At 56.3% G+C, this 25,436-nt stretch carries 18 protein-coding genes; 6 read left to right on the top strand and 12 right to left on the bottom strand.

The features are described from left to right. Positions 1-17: 17 nt before the first annotated feature. Entirely contained in the window at positions 18-1,043 is a 1,026-nt protein-coding gene (gene coxB / locus ETAA8_RS15930) for a cytochrome c oxidase subunit II (protein ID WP_145090149.1), read from the bottom strand. Positions 1,044-1,353: 310 nt separating this feature from the next. Between coxB and ETAA8_RS15925 the strand changes: the two genes are divergently transcribed. The 5 genes from ETAA8_RS15925 to ETAA8_RS15905 are packed head-to-tail and all read left to right on the top strand — an operon-like array spanning position 1,354 to position 8,471. Continuing rightward, positions 1,354-4,026 (top strand): MGH1-like glycoside hydrolase domain-containing protein, encoded by a 2,673-nt coding sequence (locus ETAA8_RS15925; protein WP_145090146.1) that lies wholly within the window; start codon positions 1,354-1,356, stop codon positions 4,024-4,026. Next, on the top strand, positions 4,023-5,573 hold the full coding sequence (locus ETAA8_RS15920) for a GMC oxidoreductase (protein ID WP_145090143.1): 1,551 nt from the start codon (positions 4,023-4,025) through the stop codon (positions 5,571-5,573). Before ETAA8_RS15925 ends, ETAA8_RS15920 begins: the two co-directional genes overlap by 4 nt. 10 nt (positions 5,574-5,583) lie before the next feature. Continuing rightward, positions 5,584-6,417 (top strand): MIP/aquaporin family protein, encoded by an 834-nt coding sequence (locus ETAA8_RS15915; protein ID WP_145090140.1) that lies wholly within the window; start codon positions 5,584-5,586, stop codon positions 6,415-6,417. Next, positions 6,414-7,181: an SDR family NAD(P)-dependent oxidoreductase gene (locus ETAA8_RS15910; RefSeq protein WP_145090137.1), complete on the top strand. Its 768-nt coding sequence runs from the start codon at positions 6,414-6,416 to the stop codon at positions 7,179-7,181. Before ETAA8_RS15915 ends, ETAA8_RS15910 begins: the two co-directional genes overlap by 4 nt. A 24-nt stretch (positions 7,182-7,205) precedes the next feature. Then, positions 7,206-8,471: an NAD(P)/FAD-dependent oxidoreductase gene (locus ETAA8_RS15905; RefSeq protein WP_145090134.1), complete on the top strand. Its 1,266-nt coding sequence runs from the start codon at positions 7,206-7,208 to the stop codon at positions 8,469-8,471. A 36-nt stretch (positions 8,472-8,507) separates the two neighbouring features. On the opposite strand, the gene ETAA8_RS15900 is transcribed toward ETAA8_RS15905, so the two are convergent. After that, positions 8,508-9,647, bottom strand: coding sequence for an alpha/beta hydrolase (locus ETAA8_RS15900; protein ID WP_145090132.1), 1,140 nt, complete (start codon positions 9,645-9,647; stop codon positions 8,508-8,510). A 138-nt stretch (positions 9,648-9,785) separates the two neighbouring features. Here ETAA8_RS15900 and ETAA8_RS15895 point away from each other — a divergent pair, with 138 nt between their 5' ends. Continuing rightward, on the top strand, positions 9,786-10,502 hold the full coding sequence (locus ETAA8_RS15895) for an isochorismatase family protein (protein WP_202921867.1): 717 nt from the start codon (positions 9,786-9,788) through the stop codon (positions 10,500-10,502). A gap of 5 nt (positions 10,503-10,507) precedes the next feature. Here ETAA8_RS15895 and ETAA8_RS15890 read toward each other — a convergent pair whose 3' ends face one another. The 10 genes from ETAA8_RS15890 to ETAA8_RS15845 form a co-directional block, all read right to left on the bottom strand. Beyond that, positions 10,508-12,883: a DUF1592 domain-containing protein gene (locus tag ETAA8_RS15890; protein WP_202921866.1), complete on the bottom strand. Its 2,376-nt coding sequence runs from the start codon at positions 12,881-12,883 to the stop codon at positions 10,508-10,510. A 32-nt stretch (positions 12,884-12,915) separates the two neighbouring features. Next, entirely contained in the window at positions 12,916-13,854 is a 939-nt protein-coding gene (locus ETAA8_RS15885) for an SMP-30/gluconolactonase/LRE family protein (RefSeq protein WP_202921865.1), read from the bottom strand. 29 nt (positions 13,855-13,883) lie between these two features. Then, positions 13,884-15,014, bottom strand: a complete 1,131-nt coding sequence (locus ETAA8_RS15880; RefSeq protein WP_145090123.1) for a hypothetical protein — start codon at positions 15,012-15,014, stop codon at positions 13,884-13,886. A gap of 47 nt (positions 15,015-15,061) precedes the next feature. Further along, the gene (locus tag ETAA8_RS15875; protein WP_145090120.1) at positions 15,062-16,432 is read right to left on the bottom strand and encodes a DUF1552 domain-containing protein; all 1,371 of its coding nucleotides are present in this window, start codon (positions 16,430-16,432) and stop codon (positions 15,062-15,064) included. Between the two features lie 49 nt (positions 16,433-16,481). Then, positions 16,482-17,672: a hypothetical protein gene (locus tag ETAA8_RS15870; RefSeq protein WP_145090117.1), complete on the bottom strand. Its 1,191-nt coding sequence runs from the start codon at positions 17,670-17,672 to the stop codon at positions 16,482-16,484. Positions 17,673-17,722: 50 nt separating this feature from the next. Beyond that, the gene (locus ETAA8_RS15865) at positions 17,723-20,122 is read right to left on the bottom strand and encodes a DUF1592 domain-containing protein (protein WP_145090114.1); all 2,400 of its coding nucleotides are present in this window, start codon (positions 20,120-20,122) and stop codon (positions 17,723-17,725) included. Between the two features lie 55 nt (positions 20,123-20,177). Then, positions 20,178-22,052 (bottom strand): leucine-rich repeat domain-containing protein, encoded by a 1,875-nt coding sequence (locus ETAA8_RS15860; protein ID WP_145090111.1) that lies wholly within the window; start codon positions 22,050-22,052, stop codon positions 20,178-20,180. Positions 22,053-22,199: 147 nt separating this feature from the next. Beyond that, positions 22,200-22,622, bottom strand: a complete 423-nt coding sequence (locus tag ETAA8_RS15855; RefSeq protein ID WP_145090109.1) for a VOC family protein — start codon at positions 22,620-22,622, stop codon at positions 22,200-22,202. A gap of 39 nt (positions 22,623-22,661) precedes the next feature. Further along, entirely contained in the window at positions 22,662-23,924 is a 1,263-nt protein-coding gene (locus tag ETAA8_RS15850) for an ornithine cyclodeaminase (protein ID WP_145090105.1), read from the bottom strand. Positions 23,925-24,113: 189 nt separating this feature from the next. Continuing rightward, positions 24,114-25,130, bottom strand: a complete 1,017-nt coding sequence (locus ETAA8_RS15845; RefSeq protein ID WP_145090102.1) for a hypothetical protein — start codon at positions 25,128-25,130, stop codon at positions 24,114-24,116. Positions 25,131-25,436 lie beyond the last annotated feature (306 nt).

Raw genomic sequence — 25,436 nt, 5'->3', positions numbered from 1 at the left:
CAGGTTTCATCGCGCGACTAACGCAATGACTCCAAGTACGAAACGACTTCATCCAACTGCTTATCTGACAGACCAAAAGCGGGCATCAAGCAGCCCGGCTTGATCTTCTGCGGATCAGCGATCCAGCTGCGCAGATTCTCACGATTATTTGGAATCTGCCCCGAGGCGAGGGTGGCACGACTCATGATGTGGGTCAAGTCGGGGCCATACGTTCCCTTGGCACCTGTGCCGCGGACTGCATGGCAATTGATGCAAGACAGCCCGAGGAAGACTTCACGACCTCGAGTGATCGTCGCCTCGTCCACGTGCAAAGCCACGGATGCCTCTTGTTGCAACCAACGCTCAAACTCAGCTGGTGATTCGACATTCACCCTTAGCAACATGTGAGCATGCTGGGTGCCGCAATATTCGGCGCATTGGCCCAAATACAACCCGGGCTGTTCGGTCTGTAGCCACATGCTGTTCACGCGGCCGGGAATCAAGTCCGTTTTGCCCGCGAGTCGCGGAACCCAAAAGCTGTGGCAGACATCGGCCGACTTTAATGTCAAGTAAACTCGCCGCTGCTGACTCGCTTCACTGACCGGCATGTGCAGTTCATTGGCCGTCGTGAAACCCAGCTTCTGGCCGTTGTAGTATTCGTATTGATACTCCCACCACCACTGCCGGCCGACCACGGTGACAAACAGGGTGTTGTCGCCGACAACTGGTTCTGGCACCGGAATTTCAACTTCCCACAGAGTGCGGGTGGTCACCAAAACCAAAATGAAGACGATCATTGCCGGTGCGGCGGTCCAGGCAACTTCGATGGGCACACTGCCGTACACTTGAGGTGGTTCGTGACCGTCAAATGTCTTGGTTCGAAAGCGAAAAACGCAGTACATCAGCACGGTGCCGACAACCAGCAGAATGCCACCCGTGATGGCGAGCACTAAGATCGACAAACTGACGATCGAACGCCCCCCAGGAGAAACGGGATGAAAGATCGATAAATTCTCCGGTGGGACGCAATCCGCGAGCAGCGTGCCTACACCAAACAGATCCATTCGCTCTGCCCCATCACCTAGCTTCAACGTCGATCAACATCCACGTCACAGCAATTTTGTCGAGTTTGCCTCGACCTATCGCCCGGTCACTCGCAAGTTCCGGCCGGTGGAGAGAAGGTGAAGTATCTCCTGCCGCCGTCGTCGTCGCTAGCCGGGGTCGACGATGAATTGTTACTGATTACTTGCCCAGAATTCACTGTTGTATTTATCTCTATGACAATCCGCCCCCATGCTCCGATTACGACTTGGAACGTTTCGCCCGGCCGCTAAAATGGCCAGCGCACCATAGTCTCTTGCAGCGGAGTGCCACTTGACCCCCGAGCAACAACGCCTGGCCGAACACGACGCCAAGTCGACCAATTGGAAACGCTGGGGGCCTTACCTCAGTGAGCGAGCTTGGGGAACTGTTCGAGAAGACTATAGCGCTAGCGGCGATTCTTGGGCTTACTTCTCGCACGACGATGCCCGCAGCCGGGCGTATCGCTGGAACGAAGATGGCATCGGCGGCTTTTGCGACGACAAACAATACCTCTGTCTGGCCGTGGCACTGTGGAACGAGCGCGATCCGATCTTAAAGGAGCGGATGTTCGGGCTCAGCAACCCGCAGGGGAACCACGGCGAAGACGTCAAAGAATACTATTTCTTTCTCGATGGCACGCCGACGCACTCGTACATGAAGATGGTGTACAAGTACCCGCAGGTGGCCTACCCGTACGAAGACCTGGTGAAGGTAAACGGCGCACGCGGGCGAGATCAGCCCGAGTATGAGTTGTTCGACGCTCTGCACGATACTTTTCTCGCGAACCGGTATTTTGACGTCTCCATCGAATACGCGAAGGCGAGCCCCGAAGATCTGCTTTGCCGTATCACAGTCGTCAATCGCGGCCCCGCAGCAGCGCCCATTCATGTGTTGCCTCACCTCTGGTATCGCAATACCTGGTCGTGGAAGTTCAACTCGACCCGGCCCTCAATCAAAGCCGTGGGGCCAGGCACAGCGAGTACATCTCACGAAGTGCTCGGCAATCGCTGGTGGTACGTCCGCACCAGCGACAACCAGCAAGTCGAGTTGCTCTTCACCGAGAATGACTCGAACATCGAGCGGCTCGATCACTACCCAAACACTTCACCCTTTGTAAAGGACGGCATTCATGAAGCTGTGGTGCATAACGCAAAGAGCGCCGTCAACAACCTGCAAGGCAGCAAACTGGCGGGGCACGCTCGCGCGGTGATCCCCGCCGGTGGAACTATCGTGGTTGATGTTCGCTTGAGTGATACGCATTCGAGCGAGCCGTTCGGCGACTTCGACCACTTCCTAACCACGCGCGCGGCCGAGGCAGACTCCTTTTATGCCGCTGTGCAACCCGCAGGGCTCGATGTCGACGAGCAGCGAATTATGCGTCAAGCCTTGGCCGGCTTACTCTGGTCGAAACAGTTCTACCATTACGATGTCTATCGGTGGTTGCGGGGCGATGAGACCGAACCCACCCCGCCAGACGCGCGCTGGCACGGCCGCAACACAAATTGGAAAGAGTTGCACAATGCCGACGTAATTCTGATGCCCGATACCTGGGAGTATCCTTGGTACGCTTCGTGGGATCTCTCGTTCCACTGCGTGGCGCTAGCCCGCATTGACTCGGCCTTCGCCAAGCAACAACTGCTGAACATGGGGCACGAATGGTATCAGCACGCCAGCGGGCAATATCCGGCCTACGAATGGAATTTCGACGACGTGAATCCGCCAGTCGTCGGCTGGGCAGCGTGGCGCGTCTATCAAATTGAAAAAGAGCGGGCCGGAGTCGGCGATCTCACGTTTCTGAAAGAAATATTTCAGAACGAAATGCTCAACTTCAGCTTTTGGATTAATCGCAAAGACAGCAGTGGCCGAGACATCTTTGGCGGTGGCTTCTTGGGAATGGACAACATCGGCTGCTTCGATCGCGACAAGCCGCTGGCCGACGGCGCACAGTTGGAGCAGAGCGACGGCACAAGTTGGATGGCGCTTTACTGCACAACGATGCTATCCATTGCCACTGAACTCGCACAGCACGAGCCCTTCTATCAGAACATGGCGCTCAAATACTTTGAGCACTTCCTGTCGATTGCTCACGCCATGACCAACATGAATGGCGAAGGGATCAATCTGTGGGATGAAGAAGATCAATTCTTCTACGATGTGGTACATCTGACCGACGGGCAAAACATTCCGCTCAAGATCCACTCGATGGTGGGCCTGGTACCGATTTTTGCCGTACTCACCACACCTCGCTACCGTTCGCGAGGTCTCGACCTGTTTGCAGAGCGGGCAGAGTGGTTTTTGAGACACCGCCCCGACCTGCTGAAGAATGTCGCGCCGGTCAACATCTTGGGGGACAACAACACCCGCATGCTCGCGATCTTGACCAAAGATCGCCTCGCGGCTGTTCTACGGCGGATGCTCGATCCGAATGAGTTTCTCTCGGACTATGGCATCCGCGCGCTTTCTCGCTATCACCTCGATCATCCGTATGTGTTTAGCGCAGGGGGCCAGGAAGTTGTCGTCAAGTACGAACCGGCGGAGTCAGAGAATCGCTTATTCGGCGGCAACTCAAACTGGCGCGGGCCGATCTGGTTTCCCGTCAATTACATGCTCGTGCAGGCACTGCAGGAGTTTCACAAACACTATGACGACAGCTTTCAAGTCGAATGTCCGACCGGTTCCGGGCGAACGTGCAATCTCGATGAAGTAGGAGCTGAAATCACGCGTAGACTCACGAGCATTTTCAAACGCAACGCGAGTACCGGCTGGCGCGCTGTTTATGGCGGTAACGCCTACTTTCAAAACGATCCGCACTGGCGCGATCACATTCCGTTTCACGAATATTTTCATGGCGACAACGGCGCGGGCTTGGGGGCCAGCCACCAAACGGGTTGGACGGCGTTGATCGTCTCGCTGCTGTACGAATATGGCGGCCGCCTGCCAAAAACCTCTAAGGAGCGAGCATGACTGCCAGCTACGACGTAATCATCATTGGCAGCGGCGCAGGGGGCGGCACGCTGGCGCGGCATCTGGCACCATCAGGCAAAAAGATCCTGGTGCTGGAGCGCGGCGACTATCTGCCGCGCGAACCCGAAAACTGGGATGCCTCCGCCGTCTTCATCGACAATCGTTACGTCTCGAAGGATACCTGGTACGACAAGACCGGCCGCGGTTTTCAGCCCGGCGTACATTATTACGTCGGGGGCGCTACCAAAATGTATGGCGCTGCCCTGTACCGCCTGAGAAAAGAAGACTTCGGTGAACTGCAGCATTACGACGGTCTTTCACCGGCCTGGCCAGTGAGCTATGACGAGTTCGAGCCCTATTACTCGCAGGCCGAACAGCTGTATCAAGTTCATGGGGCACGGGGAGAAGACCCGACCGAGCCACCTGCGAGCGCGCCGTACCCTTTTCCAGCGGTTTCGCACGAACCGCGCATTCAGAAACTGGCCGACGATCTTGCCCGGGCTGGTTACCATCCGTTTCATTCACCCTGCGGCATCATGCTCAACGAAGCGAATCGCCCCTACAGTGCATGTGTGCGCTGCATGGACTGTGATGGCTTTCCCTGCCTCGTTCACGCCAAGTCCGATGCAGAAGTCCTCGGCATTCGCCCCGCACTAGCTCACCCCAATGTGACGCTTCTGACCAATTCGCAAGTCTTGAAGCTCGAGACAAACGCCTCGGGAACGGCGGTCACCAACGTCCTTGTCAGTCGCGGCGGCAATACCGAAAGCTTCTCGGCGAGTATTGTCGTCGTCTCCTGTGGTGCAGCTAATTCCGCGCGACTGCTGCTAATGTCCGCCAATGACAAACATCCGCATGGCCTGGCCAACGGCTCCGACCAGGTCGGGCGACACTATATGTTCCACAATAGCCAGGCCGTGCTGGCAATCTCGAAAGAGCCTAACCCGACGAAGTATCAGAAGACACTCGGGCTTAACGACTTCTACTTCGGCATGCCCGGATTCGAGTTCCCCATGGGGAACATTCAAATGGTCGGCAAGTCCCAGGGGCCAATGTACCGCGGCGAAAAGCCGATTGAGACCATTCTCGCCCCGACTTGGACGCTCGACGAGATTGCCCTGCACGCCGTTGATTTCTGGCTCTCGACCGAAGATCTGCCGCGCCCTGAGAATCGCGTCACCGTCAATTCGCAGGGTTCGATCAAGCTCAACTACACGCCCTCGAACCAGGTTCCGAAGCAAAAGCTTTTTGAAAAATTGAAGTCGATGCTCAACCAACTCGACATGCACGAGCATCTCATTCCGCGCAATCTGTACATGAAGAACGAGATCGACTTAGGAGGCGTCGCGCATCAGGCAGGGACGTGCCGCTTTGGTGATGATCCGCAGACTTCGGTCCTCGATCGAAATTGCAAGGCGCACGAACTCGATAACCTGTATGTCGTCGACACCAGCTTTTTTCCCAGCATCGGGGCGGTCAATCCCGCGCTGACTGCCATGGCCAATGCGCTGCGCGTCGGCGATCATTTGCTTCAACGGTTGACCTAGTCGAGGACTCATGCGGCACGCGTTCAAGCACCATTGGCCGGAATACTGCATGGAAGCTGCCGAACTGGCAATCTTCATGCTGGCGGCGTGCGTAGCCGCCGTGGTGCTGTTTGATCCCACTTCTCCTGCAATGATATCTTCGCCCTGGCTGCGACGACTGTTGATGGGAATGGCGATGGGAGGGACTGCAGTGGCGATTGTCTACTCACCCTGGGGCAAACAATCGGGTGCGCACTTCAACCCTGCCGTGACGCTGACCTTTTGGCGCTTGGGCAAAATCGAAACTTGGGATGCTGTGTTTTATGTTGTTTTTCAGTTTGCTGGCGGCGTTGCCGGTGTCTTGTTCGCAGCAGCCGTCCTCGGTCAGGCAATCTCTGTCCCCGGCGTCGACTACATCGTCACCGTTCCCGGTTCTCAGGGAACACCCATCGCTTTTCTCGCTGAGTTCGCAATCTCGTTTCTGTTAATGAGCACGGTGCTGCTGAGTTCCAACAGCAGGCGATTGGCTCCCTATACCGGCTGCCTGGTCGGCCTGCTACTTGTCTGCTTTGTTCTTTTTGAGTCGCCCCTCTCGGGCATGAGCATGAATCCCGCGCGGACTTTTGCTTCGGCCTGGCCCGCGCAAATCTGGACCGCGTGGTGGATCTACTTTCTTGCTCCCCCGCTCGCCATGCTGACCGCTGCGGAAATATATGCCCGCGTGCAGGGCTTGCCAAACGTCCGTTGTGCGAAGTTACATCACGATCATCGCAGGCGTTGCATTTTTCGCTGCGGTTATCGGCCTCCCGAACACTCGACGGAATCTCAAGCTTCACAATCACAACCCGCAAAGGATCACCTATGAACCTCGCAGGAAAGGTCGCCATCGTAACCGGCGGCAACAGTGGCATCGGCATGGCAATTGTGCTGGAACTTGCTCGGCAAGGTGCGAACATCGTGATCGACTACGTCGCCCATCCCGAAGCGACCGACGCACTGGTGAAGCAGGTTGTCGCACTCAACGATCAGGCCGTCGGTGTCGAAGCGAATGTGAGCAAGGTCGCCGATCTACAAAAGCTGGTAGATACCGCCGTCAGCACGTTTGGCCGGCTTGATATCATGGTCAACAATGCCGGAGTCGAGACCCGCACCTCGATTCTCGATACCACGGAAGAGCAATACGAGAAGGTGCTGGAGATCAATCTCAAGAGCGCTTTCTTCGGCACACAACTGGCCGCGAAGCAGATGATCAAGCAAGGGGAAGGGGGCCGGATTATCAACATCACGTCGGTTCACGAAGATTGGCCGATGCCCGGAAACACGGCCTACTGCCTGTCGAAGGGTGGCATGCGAATGCTCACCCGCACTGCGGGGGTCGAACTTGCTCCGCACAATGTGCTCGTTGTGGGCGTCGGGCCCGGTGCGGTCGCTACGCCCATTAATCTCGGCACCATGAACGATCCCAAGTTGCTTGCCAAGCTCGATAGCGCCATTCCAATCGGCCGCATGGCACAACCGGGCGAGATTGCCAGCGTTGTTGCATTTCTGGCCGGTCCAGGCGCAAGTTACCTGACAGCGACCACCATTTTTGCCGACGGTGGAATTATGCAGAGCAGCCCGGGGCTGTAGAGGGTCCAACCTCTGGGAGTAGCAATGACGGATCAGCCTCATGTTGTGATTCTGGGTGCCGGGTTCGGCGGTCTTGGCGTGGTCGAACGTCTGCGCGCTGCGAATGTGCGAATCACGCTGATCGACAAGAATCCTTATCACACCTTCCAGCCGTTGCTCTATCAAGTGGCGACCAACGAACTGGGGCCCAGCGCTGTTTCCTTTCCACTGCAGGAGTTATCGAACCAATATGCCAACTTGCGGTTTATCGAAGCAGCGGTGCAGAAGATCGACCTCGTCAACAGGCAAGTTCTTGTCGCGGGCCAACCGCCACAGCAATACGATTACCTGGTGATCGCGCTCGGCGCTGTCGTGAACTATTTTCAAACCCCTGGCGCTGCCAGCTATGCGTTACCCATGTACACGCTGAATGACGCCTTGCGACTGAAAGCTAAGATCCTCAGCCAACTCGAGGCCGCCCATCAGAATCCAGCGCTTTGCGATGAAGGGGCTCTGACATTTTGTGTTGTCGGCGGCGGACCAACAGGGGTGGAAGTAGCTGGCGCGATCGCGGAATTGCTGCGGTCGGATTTTATTAAAGACTACCCGAATTTACCGACGTCACGAGCGCGAATCATGTTGTTCGAATACGCGCCCGACTTGCTGGGGCCTTTTCAGCCGGCGCTGCGCAACTATGCGCGCGAGGAACTTGTGAAGCGTGGCGTGGACGTGCGTACCAGCAACGGTGTCAGCCAAGTGAACGCAGCAAGCATCGTGTTGAGCACAGGCGAATCGATAAAGACGCAAACATTGATTTGGGCTGCTGGCTTGCAAGCGAATCCGCTGGTTGCTTCGCTGGGAATTCCGCTGGCCCATGGAGATCGCATTCCCATTGATGCAGACCTACAGATCACGGGACATCCGAATGCCTTTGCGTTAGGCGACATCGCAGCCATGAAAGACGCAAAAACCGGTGCGCCGCTGCCGGGACTCGGTGCTGTTGCCCTGCAAGCTGGCGAGTATCTGGGCGAGTCGATACAGCGCCGCCTTGCCAACCAGGCAGTCGAACCATTTGTCTATTGCGATAAGGGAACAATGGCGACCATCGGTCATGGCGCTGCCATCGTCGAACTGCCACTGGGTCTCACCTTGACTGGCCTGCCTGCCTGGCTGGCCTGGTTAGGCGTTCATCTCAGCTTGCTGCACACGGCTGAGCAGCGAAACACCGCAATTGTCGATTGGGGCTGGAACCTCATCACCGGTCGGCGCGGCGAGAGCGGCCTATCTACTGACGCCAAGACACCAGCCTGAACCCACCGCTTATGCGATGTACTTCTTACCACGGCCCTACGGCTTCAGGTGCTTCGTAAACCAAGCGACCATTTCAACTCGCATTTCGGGCAGATATTCGTGACCTGTCTTCGCGTACAGTACGCTGCGAAAGTTCTCGGGTTTGCCATAGAGTTTGTAGATCTCGCCCAGTTTTTTCTCCAGCACGATCACGCCGTCGGTTGGGGCACCGCCGTCTTCATCGCCCGATAGTTGCAGGTTGGGTTTCGGTGCCGACAACGCAAAAATGGCCTCGGTATCGAAGTGCTGAAAGACACCGGGAACAAAATAGTAGATGCCGTGCCGACGCAAATTGCCGTGCGCAATCAGTTCGGTGTAGCGAGTAAAACAAGCCACACCAACCTGAGCTTGAACGCGATCGTCAACAGCAGACACCCACCATGCCCGCGTGCAACCCATGCTCATGCCGGTCACGCCAATGCGACTTTTATCGACTTCCGGCCGCGTTTCCAAATAATCGAGCAGGCACTGCTCATCGCGAATCATCATGCCCCACAGGCAACGACCTTGCCACAGATGCAACTTGAACAGACTCAGTTCCTGCGGATAGGCACCCGCATCGAGCTTCGCTCCACCGGGACCTTTGCCGACACGCTCGCCGTTGAAGTAACCATCGATGGCGGCAACCACGAATCCTTTCTGCACCAGCATCCAACCAAGCGATAGTTCGTTCTCCGGGTTCGGAATGTATTCGCCTTTGGAGCCGGAATGGCCGTGCATCCCAACCACCACTGGCGCAGGCTCTTTGATGTTCTTTGGGATCGCCAGGATGCCGGTCACGACCATGTCGGCACCGTTGTGAAACTCAAACTTCTCCAACCAGAAGGTCCCTTTGTCTTCGCGCGAAATCACCTTCACTTGTTTCGGATCTGGTCGCTTCGGCATTTCGCCTAGGCACTCTACCAGAGTGGCCTTCGTCTGCGCGCGATCAGTTTCCTCCCAACGCTTCAGATCCTGGGGAACTTGCCACCCGGGCAGCTTGATGGCCTTGAAGAGCTCTGGTACTTCTGCCCACGCTTCACCTTGTTGCTCCTTGCCACCCTTGGCACTTTGTGGAACAACGCGCTCTTGCGCTACTGCAGAAACAAGCACCGACAAAGTAACCAGTGCCGCAATCAAGCTGCGAACGGCGTTCATATTCTTGCCTGCTACAAATAACGTCGAAGTTGAATGATGGAGTTTAGCACTTCCGCCGGCTGAACGATATTTGCATGAAACATGACGGCTCGTCACAATTGCCTGCTGCCATATTTCCTTCGCAGTAGGACTGACCCGATGACACACGAAAGACAATCACATTGCGGCTCTGCAGACTTGCGACTGCCGGATGATTTGCGGACACCACTCTTGGCGCATCTGGCCGAACTGCGCAAGCGGTATCTCGCCCGGGGCTGGGCGGGTCGCGTGGGCTTCGGTAAACGGCCGGCGCTGATCGTGATTGATCTGGCAGTGTTTTGGACGCAGCCGCGGGCACAAATTGGCACCGAGGCGGAGCCGGTCTTGCAGGCAACCCTGCGAATGCTTGACGCAGCACGTAATGCAAAGATTCCAGTCTTCTTCACAACCTATGCCTACGATCCGTCCGATCCCCCGAGCCCGCAGAACAAAAAGCTGCAGCTAAAGTTGCAGCCGGGTGATGAACGGCTGTTTGAACTCGATCCGCGCCTCGCGCCGCGACTGGGCGAGAAGCTGATTCGCAAGCGCTATGCCTCAGCGTTCAAAGGAACGAATCTGCACGAGATGCTTGCCTCGCTCGGCATCGATACGCTGATTGTCACCGGCATCAGCACGAGTCACTGCGTCTATGCAACGTGCCGCGATGCAACCGACAGTGTGCGCGTCATCGTTCCTCGTGAAGCTGTGGGAGAACGATGCGAGATCATGCACGAAGTGAATCTGCTGGATATCGATATCGACTTGGGTGATGTCATGCCTCTCGACGATGTCATCGTCGCGGTGCAGGGCTTGGAACCGCGAACAGCAAATTATTGAACCAACTATCGCTTGCGGAATAAGTCGGAGAGTACAAAGTTCTCGATGACAGTACGGAGTTTGTAATCGTCCTTCTTGCTAGCAGCCGCAATGGACCTGATCTGCGCGGTGTCGTCGAGTGTCATCACGCGGCGCAGCGAATAGGTGGCCAATTGCTCGACGAAAGCTTCGGCAAAGAGATCCAGGTCTTGCGCCAGCAACTGTTTGAATTCATCCGAGCCGTTGTAGGGCCGACCGTCGGCCAGTTTGCCGCTGGCATTTACGCTTGGGTCGTCGCCATTGCCGCCAGCTACTTGTTCTGTTGTTCGCCAACGACCAATGGCGTCGAAATTGTCGAAGGCAAAACCGAGCGGGTCGATCTTTTCGTGGCACGACGCGCAGGTCGCATGCGTCGCGTGCGCTTCCAACTGCATGCGGATCGTCGCTTTGGGTTGATCGCTCGGTGTCGGAGCGAGCGGCTCGACGTTCGGGGGCGGCGGAGGCGGAGTGCGACCGAAAACGGCCTCTGATACCCAGACACCACGATGGACGGGCCGATGCCGGGTTCCATCGGACGTCAGGGAGAGAATCGAGGCCTGCGTAAGCAATCCGCCGCGATGGTCCTCTGGGCGAAGCGCGACGCGTTGCAAACCTGCGGCAGCTGGCCGAGGCATACCGTAGTGCATCGCCAAGCGCGAATTCAGGATGGTCCAGTCGGAAACGAGAAACTCGCGTAATGGCAGATTCTGCGAGAACACCTCGCCGAAGTACCCAGTGCTTTCCAGCACCATGCTTCGTTCGAGCCATTTATCGTAGTCGGGATAAAGTCCTTCATCGGGCGGAAACACGCCGACGCGGTGCAACTGCAGCCACTGTTTGGGGAACGACTCCGTAAAACGGTTGACCTTGCGATCGGCAAGCAAGCGCGTCAGTTGAGCCCGCAGGATCTCAGGACGATGCAAAGTATCTTGCCGTGCTAGGTTGGCGAGTTCTTCGTCCGGAAGTGAACTCCAAAGGAAGTACGACAGACGCGAGGCTAGTTCCCAGTCGTTCACCGTCTCGCGACGTTGAGCGGGCGAACCTTCTTCGAGGTAATAGAAATTCTTAGATGTAAGGATAGCCACTAATGCTGCACGATAGGCCGAGCGAAAGTTTTCACCAGCTGCCAGTTCGCTATCGATGACCTTCACATAGCGATCTAACTCGGCATCGGGCACGGGGCGACGCCAGCCACGCGAGGCAAATCGCCGCAGACATTCGCGCGCTTCGGCAAGATCGCCGTTGTTCACTGGGAACATCCCTGCCCGTTTCTGCTGATCCGCTTCGAGTTGAATGGGCCCTTCGAACTCGACCCAGTCAATGATTAGCAGCGGAAAGATCGACTCTCCGTGGTCGTTGTACAGCCGGTATCCCGTGGGGCGATTCTGACGACTGACTTTCGTGTTCACAAACGTAATTTGAGAGATACTGGGGGTCTGACCATCGTTCAAGATACCAGGGGATTCGTTCATCAGATTGAAGTTCCCCTCGGGCAAGAACGTTTCGATCTCGATGGTCGTTGGTTTGTCTTCGGGCGCACTCACGTCCAACCCATAGACCGAGCGCTTCAGCTGGTGATGCCACAGACTGAGGTGCGGTAATCGACCTTTGAACGACGGCAATGCACTGAGCTGGATACGAATGCGATATAGGCCAGGGGAAGCTGCTTTGAAAATCTGACGACCATGTCCTGGCCAAAGAGGCCAGCGAACCGGGCCGGTCAGCCCACTCTCCTGCAACCACTTCTCTTGGCCAGCGTTGGCTTCGTTGCGCCCCTTTTGCAACTTGACAGGTTGATCGGGGAAGGCTTGTGCGACTACGGTTTCTGCGGCACGAAAGTAACGGTCCACATGCGACGGCGACAGCGAGAGGAGCGAGCCGATGCGATCGAAGCCGTGCCAACGGGGATCCTCATTGAATGCGCCTGGCATGTTCACATCGAAGTAAACGCCGAGCAGATCGTAAACGGTGTGGCCATATTCTTCGCGACTGAGACGGTAGTGCGCAATGGGACCGCGGCGCGCCATTCGTACCGCTTCCCCTTCCTTCAACCGCGTGGAGAGCCAATCTACGGCAACTCCCAATTCGTGAGGCTTTGGTTGCAGTTCCTTTTTCGGCGGCATCTCTCCTGAGTTCATGCGAAACACAACTTCGGCCCAGCGCTGTGCCGTCGTTTCGTCCGCAAAGTCGCGGGGTAAAGTATCGAGCCGAAACTCTCCTTCCTGCTGCTTGCCGTCGTGACAGTGCAAGCAATAGGTCTGAAAGAATGGTTGCACTGCTTGCTCAAAACCGAGTGGCCCATCAGCAGATTGCACAGCAGGTGCAGCTGCCACCAACAAACCTAAAAGCAACACGTACTTCATTATTGACGCCATGAGCGAGGAATTCATGCTGCTTACCACTTCGCACCGACCGGCTTGGCACCGGGGTTCTTCATGCGAATGCTATAGAGAGAAGTGCGGGCGGTAATAAATAGCGTCCGCATATCCTCGCCGCCGAAGCAAACATTGGCTGGACCTTCAGGCACTTCGATCTTCTCCAGTAGCTTGCCGTCGGCGTTGTAGATATTCACACCGCCGTGGGTCGTGTAGAGGTTTCCCTTCACATCGATAGTCATGCCGTCGCTGCCCTCCTTGATGGTGAACAGCTTCTTGCCAAGCTCGCCCGCTTTGCTGACTTCGTAGCAATGAACCCCAGCCGGCAACTTATGAAAAGCAGGATCAGGATGCTTGGCATGGCCGCCAGTATCGGCGATGTAAAGGCGGGTTTCATCTGGCGAAAAGTTAATGCCGTTAGGCATGGCCAGGTCTTTAACGACCGGTACAACGGTTTTCGTGGCTGGGTCAAACTTATAGACCCAATGCCCAGGAACTTCTGCAGCACCCGTGAGTCCCCACGGCGGATCGGTGAACCAGAGAGTCCCGTCGGAACGAACCGCTACATCGTTGGGCGAGTTAAACCGCTTGCCGTCGAACTTGTCGACAAGCACTGAAATCGTGCCGTCGGTCTCCGTCCGCACCAGGTTGCGGGCCGCATGCTGGCACGAAACGAGTCGGCCGTCCAGATCGAGAATATTGCCATTGGCTTGTTCACTGGGGCGAAACACCGACAGGCCTTCACCTTCGCGCCACTGCATAAGCTTGCTGTTGGGAATGTCAGAGAAAACCAGTGTCTTCTTCGCCGGAAACCACGCTGGTCCTTCGGTAAATTTCATCCCGCTGGCAAGTTTCTCAATCTTGGCGCCAGAAGCCACGAGTGATTCTGCTTCTTCAGCCCGCAACGTCATCGCCAAGGCGACGACCGCGATGAACGAACAGGAGAGTTGTTTGAACATGATCGTTTCGGTTCCTGAGAAAGCTTGACTTAAGGAATGCTAAAGATTGTGGAACGTTGCTGGTCCTCAACGGACTTTACGCGCTCTTCCGGCGGCATGGTGACAAAGATCCAATCGTGGCACTTCACACGAACCACTCTGCCGGGTCGGTAGCCATCGAGAAGTTCGGTAAACTTCAGCCGAATTTGAATGCCGCTGCTGCCGGGTGGAGGGTTCGTGGATTCTTTCCATTCAATTACCTGGCCGATTTTCTTGTCGCCACGATGAAACCACGTGCGCAATGTTTTCTCGGCAGCTGCGACGCCGAAGCCTTTGTCTTGGGTCGCCTTTAAGTCGGCATAGAGCGAAGGATCCATGCCGCCGAAGAGAGTAAGTGTGACCATGCCACCGCCGAAGTCGTTGTCTTCCACGCGATCGATCCATGCGGGCAGCCAACGCTGCTTCTGATATTTCACATGCCGACGACGCTGAAGTTCCGTAGCAAAGTTGCGGCTTTCTTCATCAAGCCAAACTTCCGCAACCGTGAATTCTTTATCACGCCAGCCCGGTGACCAGCCAAGATTGAACTGCACTATCTGGTCAGGAGTGATGTCTGCCAGGTCCACCAGCTTGCGACCTTTCCAGACCGTGGTCGAATCGTCGATGTCGAAGGTGTAAGTCGTGTTGATTCCGTCCTTAGCAAGTTGCCCCGACGGCGCAACGTTGATCTTTCCCTTCATCAGTTCCAGCGACACCACCTTCCAACTCTGACCTTGGCGCTGATAAAAGCTGAAGTCGTCTTCCAGCGAAACGGCATGATTCTGCTTGATCTCGTACTTGGCCAAATCCTTGGGCAGAGGCGGGATCGTGGCTTCTTCGCCAACGGGCGGCAGATAGAAGTAACCATGCACATGTGTGCCGAGGGGAATATCACGCAGCTCCGCCGGCGCACCGTTGAATGAGATTGTGCCGTACGGGAGCATGGCAAAGTAATGAAGCGGCCCGCTGTTGTAACGGTCCCCGGCACCGTTGCCATCGAGTCGTAAACCCCCGCGGCGATTTACTGGGTCGATTACCACCAGTTCACCCGCGAGATAGGTGCCACTATTCGGCGGTGGAAACTCACCCACCTTCGGCACGTAGCTAACTACTTCCTGAGCATTGGCAGGAACTGAAAACAAGCAACAAGTTGCGGAACAAGCCAGTAGCCAGGAAAGGGAACGTCGCATCACGCGAGCACCTCCGAGACGGTGCCCGTGCTATCGGCAAACTTTTCGGTCTTCACGTCCATCTTTTGCGCCATCGTTAGCAGCAAGTTGCTCAAGTGGGCTTTGTTGTTCACCGGGTTGTGGCAAATGGCGTAGTGCTTGGCGTGGATGTCCAAATTGTAGGCATAGCCTTCCGGCTTCGACTTGGCATTGAAATCGACGTGCCGACCGTGCTTCAAGCCAAGCCCTCCGCCACCGGCGAGGATGAGTGGCAGGTTCGCGTTACCGTGACTGTGGCCAAACGCCATGCCGCTGCCATAAAGGGCCATCGTCGAATCGAGGAGTGGACCATCGGCATCCTTCACCTGGCTCAATCGATCGAGAAAATAGCTGAACTGCTGGATGTTGAACGTGTCGCTGGCCGTCAAATCCTGCATCAGTTTCGGATTAGCATTGTGATGCGAGAGGGAATGGCGATCTTGCTTCACGCCGATCTCTGGCACAGCTGGCCCCTTCCCTTCCTCACCAGTGCTGAATGTTGCGACCCGGGTCATATCGGTTTGGAAGGCCAACACAATGATGTCGTACATTGTGCGCAGATACTCGCCGAGACGATCGAGCGCGATGTCTCGATTAAGTTGGGATTGAACAGCAGCGTCGACCGTCGGGCGGGGAGTATCGAGCCACTTATCGGCCCGCTGGGTCCTCACTTCCACCTCGCGGACAGAAGTTAAGTACTGCTCGAGCCGACCTCGATCTTCCTGTCCCAGTTGATCTCCTAGAGTGGTTGCTTCACCCAAGACGGCATCAAGAATGCTACCGCGGCGCTGCAGACCACGGCGCTGTTTGACGATGCCACCTTGCGGTGCCGTGAACATTTCTCGGAACACTACGCCGGGATTGCCCTGTGCCGGGAGCCCGATACCATCGGCCGTATAGGCCAGCGATTGACCCTGATTGCTCATTTCGATGGAAGAGTAGCGGGTTTGCGGCGCGGTCACTTGCGCCATGAGTTGATCGACCGAAATCGTGTTCCGCTCCGACTGCCCAATCTTGCCGCCCGTAAGCCAAATGCTGCTGCAATTGTGGTGATGGCCGAGGCCATGCGGATGGTAGAGCCCACTGATCGGTGTAATATTCGCCCGGTGCTTTTCCAGCGGCAGCAGCGACTTCGAAAACTTGTAGTCCGCGCCCGGTTGCGTGATCTGAAAGTCGATCGTATTAACGCCATTGGGCAAATAGATGAACACACTTCGCTTGGCCCGAGATTTGGTTTCTGCCGCTCCAAGCGGACGCATGCAGTCGAGCAGCGGCAACGCCAGCGAGACGCCGAGGCCTCGCAGCGCGTGCCGGCGGCTAATGAGCCAGTTCTGCGAAAGGAAGTGAGCCATGCGTGTTTCCTTGTGCGGAATTTGTCTTCGTAAGGTGGATGCTGGGAGACTACCGGTCGTCCAAGCTTTTAACTCGTTCTTCGGGCGGTAATTTGACGCTGGGGAAACCATTCGGGCGAAAGCGGATGATGCGTCCCGGACGGTAACCCTCTAATAACTCATCTATTTGTACCCTCAACTGCAGACCGCTGCTGCCCGGTGGAGGATTAGGAATGTCTTTGAAGTCGAGGACTGGGCCACTCTTCGAATCGTGTTCCTGCCACCAGGTGCGCAGCGTCGGTTCGCCGGCTGCGAGCGCAGCACCACCGCCGGGCTTAGCCTGTGCTCTAGCCAGGTCGTAGAGCGAGTTGTCCATGCCGCCGAACAGCGTGACCGTCACAATACCCTTGCCAGCCGCTTGATGCTCGACATGATCGACCCACCCGGCAAGCCAGCGATGGCGTTGATGGCGGATGTGGATCTGGCGTTGCACTTCGCTGGCAACTTCACGACTTTCTTGGTCGATCCAGACATCGGCCACATGGAACTGCCCGTTTTTCCAATCGGGAGCCCAAGTGAGGTTGACCTGAACTACTTGCTCCGGTGCCAGGTCGTTCAAACCGCCGATTTGGCGCCCTTTCCAAACTCGCGTGCTACCGTCGAAATCAAAGTTCTGTTCCCCTTTCAATCCCACGGCAACTGACTGCCCGGTAGCAGTCACTTTTAGTCTGCCTTTGACAGGGTCAACAGCTTCGACCCTCCAACTTTGCCCTTGCCGCAGGTAAAAACTGAAATCGTCTTCCAACAGCAAGGCGTGATTCTGTTTCGGGACGTACTTGGGAGTTCGTTTGGTGGGAGGAATCGATTGATCGCCGTCCGGTGGCAACACGAACTTGCCATGCAAATGCGTGCCAATGGGAATGTCTCGCAGTTCGGCAGGCGCACCGTGATAACGAATCATTCCATAGGGAAGCATGGCAAACCGATGCGATTCGGCGTGGTGATACCTATCATCCACCCCATCGCCATCGAGTCGCAAAGCTCCACGGCGATTGACGTGATCGATGGCGACAAGTTCCCCTGCGAAGTACTCGCCCGCCGTAACTGGCGGAAATTCGCCGAGCTTTGGGACGTAGTCAGGCTCCGCTGAGCGTAGCGACGTGAGCCCAGCAATTATTACAAGCAGCAAAGCGATAACACGAACCACTCGCTTGTTCGAGTTAGCATCATTGGAACGTGTTGTTGCGAGGAACGTACTCATTCGAAGTTCAATGCATCTATATCTACAAGCTGTGGATTGAAGTTGCTGCTTTACCGCTTCTGAAACAAGTCGGACGTCACGAAGTTTTCAATCACGGCTCGCAGGCGATAGTCGTCTTTCTTGCTGTTCGCCGCGATCAGCTTGAGCTGCGCCCGATCGTCGATGGTCATCACGCGGCGGAGCGCAAAGGTCGCCAACTGTTCGACAAAGGCCTCTGCGAATGGATCAATATCTTGCTTGAGCAGTTGCTTGAATTCTGCGGCACCGTTGAAAGAGCGGCCACCAGGTAACTTACCAGTAGCATTCACAGGGGGATTGGCTCCCTTGCCCGCCGGCACAACTTCCTCGGTTCGCCACTGGCCGATGGCATCGAAGTTCTCAAAGGCAAAACCGAGCGGGTCGATTTTTTGGTGGCACGAGGCACACGTTGCGTGTGTGGCATGAGCATCCAGCTGCATGCGGATTGTTGCCTTGGTTTGATTGCTGGGAGTTGGTGCCAACGGTTCGACATTCGGCGGCGGCGGGGGAGGTGTGCGGCCGAAGATCGCTTCCGAAACCCACACACCGCGATGCACGGGCCGGTGCCGCGTGCCGTCGGAAGTGAGCATCAGCACTGCAGCTTGAGTTAGCAGGCCACCGCGATGATCCTCCGGCCTGAGCGCGACGCGCTGCATGCCCGATTCATGTAGCGGAGGCAATTTGTAGTGGAGTGCCAGACGCGGATTGACCATCGTCCAGTCGGAATCCAAAAACTCAGCGAGCGACAGGTTCTTGTTCAGCACTTCACCAAAGAAGTGAGTCGTTTCGAGAACCATGCTCGTCTGCAGCCAGTTATCGTAGTCGGGAAACAGACGGGGATCGGGCGGAAATATGCCCACCCGGTGCAATTGCAACCACTGCCGCGGGAAGGACTCGGCAAAGCGTTCGCTCTTCGGGTCAGCAAGTAGTCGAGCTAATTGTCCACGCAGCACCTCGGGCTGGTGCAATTGACCAGACCGTGCCGCGGCAAACATTTCTTCGTCGGGCATCGATCCCCAAATGAAATACGACAATCGCGAGGCAAGCTCCCAGTCATTCACCTTGTCGCGACGCTGTTCCGGCGAGCCTTCTTCCAAGTAGTAGAAATTCTTAGACGTGAGAACACCGACCATGGCTGCCCGATAGGCGATGGGAAACTTCTCGCCCGCGGCCAATTCGTCATCGACAACCTTTAAATAGCGATCAAGTTCCGCATCGGCGACTGGTCGCCGCCACGCGCGCGTCGCAAGTTTGCGCAAACCTTCGCGAGCTTCGAGTTGAGTAGCAGGAATCAGCCCCTCGCGTTTCTGCAGATCAGCCTCGCTGGTCAGCGGTCCTTCCCATTCGACCCAATCCAGCAGCAACAACGGATAGAGAGCCTGTCCTTGATCGTCGAACAGCTTGTAGCCGGTAGGATTCAGATGCCTCGTCTCGCGCGAGCTTGTAAAAACGCTTCCCCCGCCATTGAGCACGTTGAGCGTGTGATTGCCGACATCGGTGAATGCCCGGGGAACTTCATTCACGATGCTTAAGCTGCCTGGCGACAAATCGAGTTCAAAATCCAGAATGACCGGCTTATCCTCAGGCGCGAGAATGTCTTGATCGAATACCGAACGCTTCAGCTGCTGATGCCAGAGCGACAGGTGCGGTGTTCTGCCGTTAGGCGGCTGCAGGCCGCTCAGTTGCATCCGAATGCGATACGTCCCCGGCACACTGGTGGTAATGGCACCGATCCCTTTTTCCGGCCACAACGGCCAGCGTACGCGGCCCGTGATTCCTCGCTCTGCCAGCCAACTTTCTCGACCTTCGTTGGCATCGCGTCGACCTTTGGCGATTTTGGGAGGCTGCGCTGGAAAGGCCCGATCCAACACAATCTCAGCTGCCTTGAAATAGCGATCGACATGCGAAGGCGACAGAGACAGCATGGAACCGATACGTTCGAAACCGTGCCAGCGAGGATCTTCGTTAAATGCACCCGGCAGATTGACGTCGTAGTAAACTCCGAGCAGATCATAAACTGTGTTGCCATACTCTTCGCGGCTCAGTCGATAATGCGAAACCGGCCCGCGCTTGGCCATCCGCGCTGCTTCTCCTTCTTTTAAGCGTGCAGCGAGCCAATCGACCACCTTGCCTAGTTCCTCTGCCTGCGGCTGCAGCTCATTTCTCGGCGGCATTTCTGCCGAGTTCATCCGGAAGACAACCTCGCCCCAGCGCTGTGCCTTGTCTTCAACGGTGAAGTCGCGCGACAAAGTGTCGAGACGAAACTCACCCTGCTGCTCTTTGTCGTTATGGCAGCGAAGACAGTACTTCTGAAAAAACGGCAGAACCTGCTGCTCGTAACCCGCAGGTTCAATAGCCCACGTGTTGGCCGCGAAACAGTTGCCGATTAGCGCGATCAGCAGCAAGGTGAATGTGCCTGTTTTTCGTACCATACCATTGTCTTCATCTGGCAAAGTTGAATCGACAACCGACCGAAGTGACCTGCATCTACTTGGCTTCAATCACCAAATCGGCACGAGCCTGACGTAAACGCTCGAAGCCGGCAGGGGTGACTTTCTTTAAGCCACTGAGGAACAGTTTCTTCAGCGACTTTATCGACGCCAACGCCTGCAACCCCTCATCGGTAATTTGAGCATTGCCGAGCTTAAGTTCTTCGAGTTGCGGCAGTTGAGCCAGCAGCTTCAACGAATCATCACCGACGGTGGGTGCATGCGAAGCATCGAGTCGGCGGAGAGTGGCAATCTTCGCCGCATGTTCCAGTCCCCGCGGCGTGGCCTGATTGTCGAGCAAAGAGAGGTCTTCAAGTGGGAGTTTGACTAGCGCAGCCACTGCTTCCCCCGAACTGGCTTTCTCCATGCTGCCAATGCCGCAACGCTTGAGTTGCGTGAGGGCGGCCAGACTGGCGGCTCCTTCATCGGTAAAGTGCGTGTGGGCAAACCACAAGCGGCCGGAAATGGGAACCTGCGAGATCGCTCGCAAGCCAGCATCGTTCAGGGGAGTGAAATGGAAGTTCACGTTCTCTAGTTTGTTCAACGACTTGAGATGGACAAAACCGGTACCAGTGCACTTGGTCGAAGCCAGTCCCAACGTGCGCAACTCCGTCAGACCAGCGAGATGTTTCAAGCCGTCGTCGTTCACCGGTGTCAAAGTCAAGTTGAGTTCGCGGAGGCCGCTCAGTGTGCCAACGAATCGCAACCCATCTCCCTGCACGGCACAATTGGCCAGGTCGAGTTTACGCAGTGAAGCAAGTCCCGAGAGTCGCTCAAGCCAGGCATCGGTCACTAACTCGTTCCGTCCACCCTTTCCCTTAAGCGGGTTATTGCCGTTGTAGAGGTCAATCGCTGCGGGGGTCTCGAAGATCTCCATTCCGCTGTCGCCGGTGGCGAGATACAGCCACTCCGGACCACTAGGGGTGCAGATTAGCTTGCCACCAATCTCTTTGATCTCGGCTTCTAATTTCAGTGTGCTTTGGCGCACTTCGGCGGCCCGCTCGATGTTCGGCAGCAGAGTCGTCAGCTTGCGCTGTAAGTCCTTGTCAGACAATTTGGCGACTAGCGCGGCGCGATCCACCTTAGCTGCACTCGACAAAATCTCTGTCAGCAACGCTTTATCTGAGGGTGTGGTATCGAGCAGTGCGAGCACGCCATCCAAATACGTCTTCACCTTGGGATCGATCTTGTCGAAACCCGCAGCCGATGCGGGCTGGCCGAGTGCTTTGCGCATGGCATTGTGCATCAGGTATTTGCCAGCGTCGTGTGTGAGATGAATTTCGTCGCGATAGAGTTCTTCGAGCTTGCTGAAGGGAGCCTGTTTGGCATCAACGTCGGCGGCAATCTTGGCTAGTAAGTTTTGCGCGAATGTCTGGCGAATCTCGCGGTCAGGATGTAGCCGCTGCAGTTCGGCAATGAGTGCGCGAAGATATGCCGGGCTGTGAACCATCAGATCGGGTGTTGTGTAACTGGCGAATTCGTCCGCTCGTTGCGCGTGTTTCGCCCAACCGGAGTGAATGACGAATACCGCCTGGGGCTGCAGCTTCATCCAAGCGGAGATTGTTTCGACATCCTGTGCCAACGTCGAACCGTAGTGCGGCTGCACCGAGACGACGTCGTATTGTTTATCGCGCAGCGCGTTTGGCCAGAGCGTGGAGGTCTTCACACAAGGATGAGCAGAATTGGCATGAATGAACGGCAAGTTCACGCCACAGTCGACATGCCACTGCGTATCGCCCGACAGAAGCGACGGAACTGTGTCCCAAGTTAGCGAGTTGCCAATCAGAAAGTAGCGCGATGCGGCGGGCTCATTCGCAGCTGCAGCAAAGCAGGTACACAGCACGACGAGGGGAACAATGATGTGTGTTCTCATGAGATGACAGTTGGCAAAAAAAGGGCGGTGCCAGAGAGCGAGAGGCGCACCAAACCAAGGTGGGAGGGGGCAGGGTGGGAACTACGAGTAGTGTAGTTCGTTTGCAGGGGAATTACAGCACTGGAATGCTAAAGGTGCCCAGCCGAATTAGTCCCTCGCAAGCGTGTCCTCGCGAATGCCCCAAATTCGCGGCGTGGCGAATTCCAGGCTGTTGCCGGCGGGATCGCGGAAATAGATCGAACGTCCCCCTTGGGGCCAATCGTGGACACTTTCAATGACTACTCCCGCGCTCAATAGTTGCTCGTGCCAAATGGCCAGTTCTGCCTCACGCACGCCAAAGCAAACGTGACTGGCCCCGTGAGTGCCGTGCGGAGGAATAGTGCCCAGCGGCTTGCTACTCTCTTTAGGATCGAACAGCAGCAGCATGCGATTCCCCACTCGGAAAAAGAGGTGCCGTTCGTTTTGTTCTGCGGCAACTTCTAGCCCCAGCACTTCGGTATAGAACCGCCGCGCTGCATGCAGGTCATCGACGCAGAGACAAGTTTCCAGAATATGTTCGACACGTTTCATGATGAGAGGTGCGAGTTCGATGGTAAGAATTCAACGGAATCACGATGCTGACTTTTCCAGGCGGTCGACCTCGGCCACGAGCGAGCGGAAGAACGGCTCGACATCGGTTACCAGGCCGACCGTCTGAAACGAGCCGCGATCACCAAGCTTGATGACGGTCGAAGGGTTAATATCAACGCAAACGACCTTCACCCAAGCTGGCAGCAAATTTCCAACCGCTATCGAGTGCAATGTCGTGGCGACCATCAGGCAAAACGACACATCGCGAACTTGCTCGCGCATGATTCGCTGCGCTTCGAGCGCATCAGTAACGACATCCGTCAGCGGGCCATCGTCTCGAATGCTGCCGGCGAGTAGGAACGGCACGTCGTACTTGACACATTCGTACATGATGCCGCTCTTTAGCTCTCCCATTTCTACCGCTGGTTTGATGCCACCCCAGCGGCGCACGCGATTGATCGCCCGCAAGTGATGCTCGTGCCCCGCTTCGACAATGTCGCCACAATCGAGCCGCACGCCCAAGCTGGTGCCGAAAAGGGACTGCTCAATGTCGTGAGTGGCTAGGGCATTGCCCGCAAAGAGGCGGTGAATATAGCCCCGGCGAATAAGTTCGCAGACGTGTTCGACGCTACCGGTATGCACGATGGCCGGACCACCGACCAGCAGCGACTTACCGCCTTGCTGTTTGGTTCGCACCAGTTCGATTGCGACCTGCCGAATGGCCACTCCTTTGGGCTTCTCGGTTGAAACCGGACTGTTCATGAATTCAAAGCCATGCTGTTGCTGCTGCCGTTCGGGCGGGTGCACCCGAGTGCCGGCATGACCGACGATGTAAAGTTCGCCACGCCTCACTTCGGTCATCGCGCGACACGCCGCTGTTTTCGATTGCGGATCGACGACGACGCCGCAATCCATTTCTTGCAAATCGACATCGATCCACTGCCCACCCAGGCGCACTTCGGTGCGCTGATTGGTACTGCTGTAAAACCCCTCGGGAAATACGCCGTCCATATCGGCCGCGACGAGTCGGCAATCAGCGCCGGCAACGGTAACTGCGCCGTGATCGGCAATCACAGCCAGAATCTCTTGCAATCGTTGTTCGCTCGGTGCGCTCACTTCCAATAGCGCGTAGCTCGGGTCTTTGCGCGCTTGGCCAACCGTGATCCGGTCGATCTTGAATGCCCCACCCGCAGCGGTAATGCAATCGAGAATCTTGGGAAGAATCAGACTATCGATGATGTGTCCTGAAACTTCGACCCGCTCGGTAAAGACTTCGCCAGCCGGCTGAGTTTTCTTCGGCATGAAACACCTCCTTGTGCATTCTACGCAATCCATAAGAGCCAGATACGAAAAACGGGGAGACTGGGCTCCCCGTTCAAAGTTCACTTCTTGGTGAAACTCAATTGCGATGACCGACACTACCGGCAGCTGAGCCCGTCATCCGAAACATCTCTCCCCAAAGTCTGGAGCGAGAAAACAATTCGGGATCGTTTACAATCCTGACAGCTTCAGCAGGGCTCCTGCTTTGCCGGTTTCGCCTTCTTTGGCAGTGCCGATGACCGTGACATAAACGCTGCCATCGTCGGCGAAGACCAGGGAGGTGGGCTTATCGAGCTTGGCGATTTTGGTGGCCTTCACGCTTTGCGTGCCACCCTTGCTCTCGCGATCCAAGCGAAACAGGCCACCTTCCGCAGGCTCCATCCAAGCGAAGTCGGTCGCGTATAGCAGGCCGGTCTTCGGGGCGTAGCCGAGGCCCGTGATATCGAACAGGCCCGTCTCCAGGTTCAACAGCTTCTTGCCGGTCTTCGCCGAGTAGAACGTCAGCAGACCATCTTTGGGCTTGTTGATTTCGCCCATTTGGCCAACCACAATCTGCCCTTCGGCATTAATAGTGATCGCAACGGGAGCGTCGACTTCCACTTGTTCCTTAGTGGCAATCGAGCGTTCGAGTTTGCCGAACTTGGTGCCGTTGCGTTCGATCTTCGCGACCCAACCCTTGGTATCGTCGCCGTTGCACGTAACGTAGATGGCGGTCGGAGTGGCGGCCAAGCCGTAGAGATTGCCTTCTCCCTTGATTTCGCCATCAGCTGCCAGGGGGCCGATTTTTTCCTTGGCGTCTTTCTCGAAATCAAGCGGGGCCTTGCCGGCTTCGGGAACGTTGTAAACGCGGACATACTCTTCGCCATCCTTGAAGCCACCGTCGCCCACAACCAGTGTGTTCTTATCGAGGAAGATCAATCCCAATGGTCCGATATCGTACATCGGGCCCTTGCCGTAGATGTCCTTCGGCGAGCCGACGATCACATCTTCGGCCTTGCCGTTGACGACGCGAATCACTTTGCCGGTACCGCTATCCGACACGAACACGTGTCCGGTTTCGGGCTGAATTGCCACGCCGCAGGGATTGCTCAACCCGCTGAGGACAACCTCTGTCTTAACTTCTGCTAAAGCCACAGTTCCTGCGAGCCAAGCAGCGCATCCCAGGGCCAATCCTGCCAACTTTTTCATCGTAAACTCCCGTATCGTGTGGTGAACTCAACTGTGTTGTAAATCGCGACGTGAACAACCCTCCCGCAGTTGCCGAATCGCGTTGACTTAATAGAACCCTCGCGAGCATTAGAAACAAGATACGAAGCCAACTTGAGCGAGCAGGCAATGTAGCTCCCTGCGGGTTCCACCTGCGGCAATCGTAACTAATCTGCAGCCGTTGCCTGCAATTGGGGCAGTGTCGGTCGTAATGAATAGGATGCCATGAAGGATCAAATCCACGGGTGCCACTTTCGCTCCCTACGGCAAACTTCGCCGTTACGTGAT

Source organism: Anatilimnocola aggregata, assembly GCF_007747655.1.
Classification (GTDB): domain Bacteria; phylum Planctomycetota; class Planctomycetia; order Pirellulales; family Pirellulaceae; genus Anatilimnocola; species Anatilimnocola aggregata.
The sequence above is the reverse complement of the archived record's forward strand: the minus strand, read 5'-3'. Positions and strand labels throughout refer to the sequence as shown.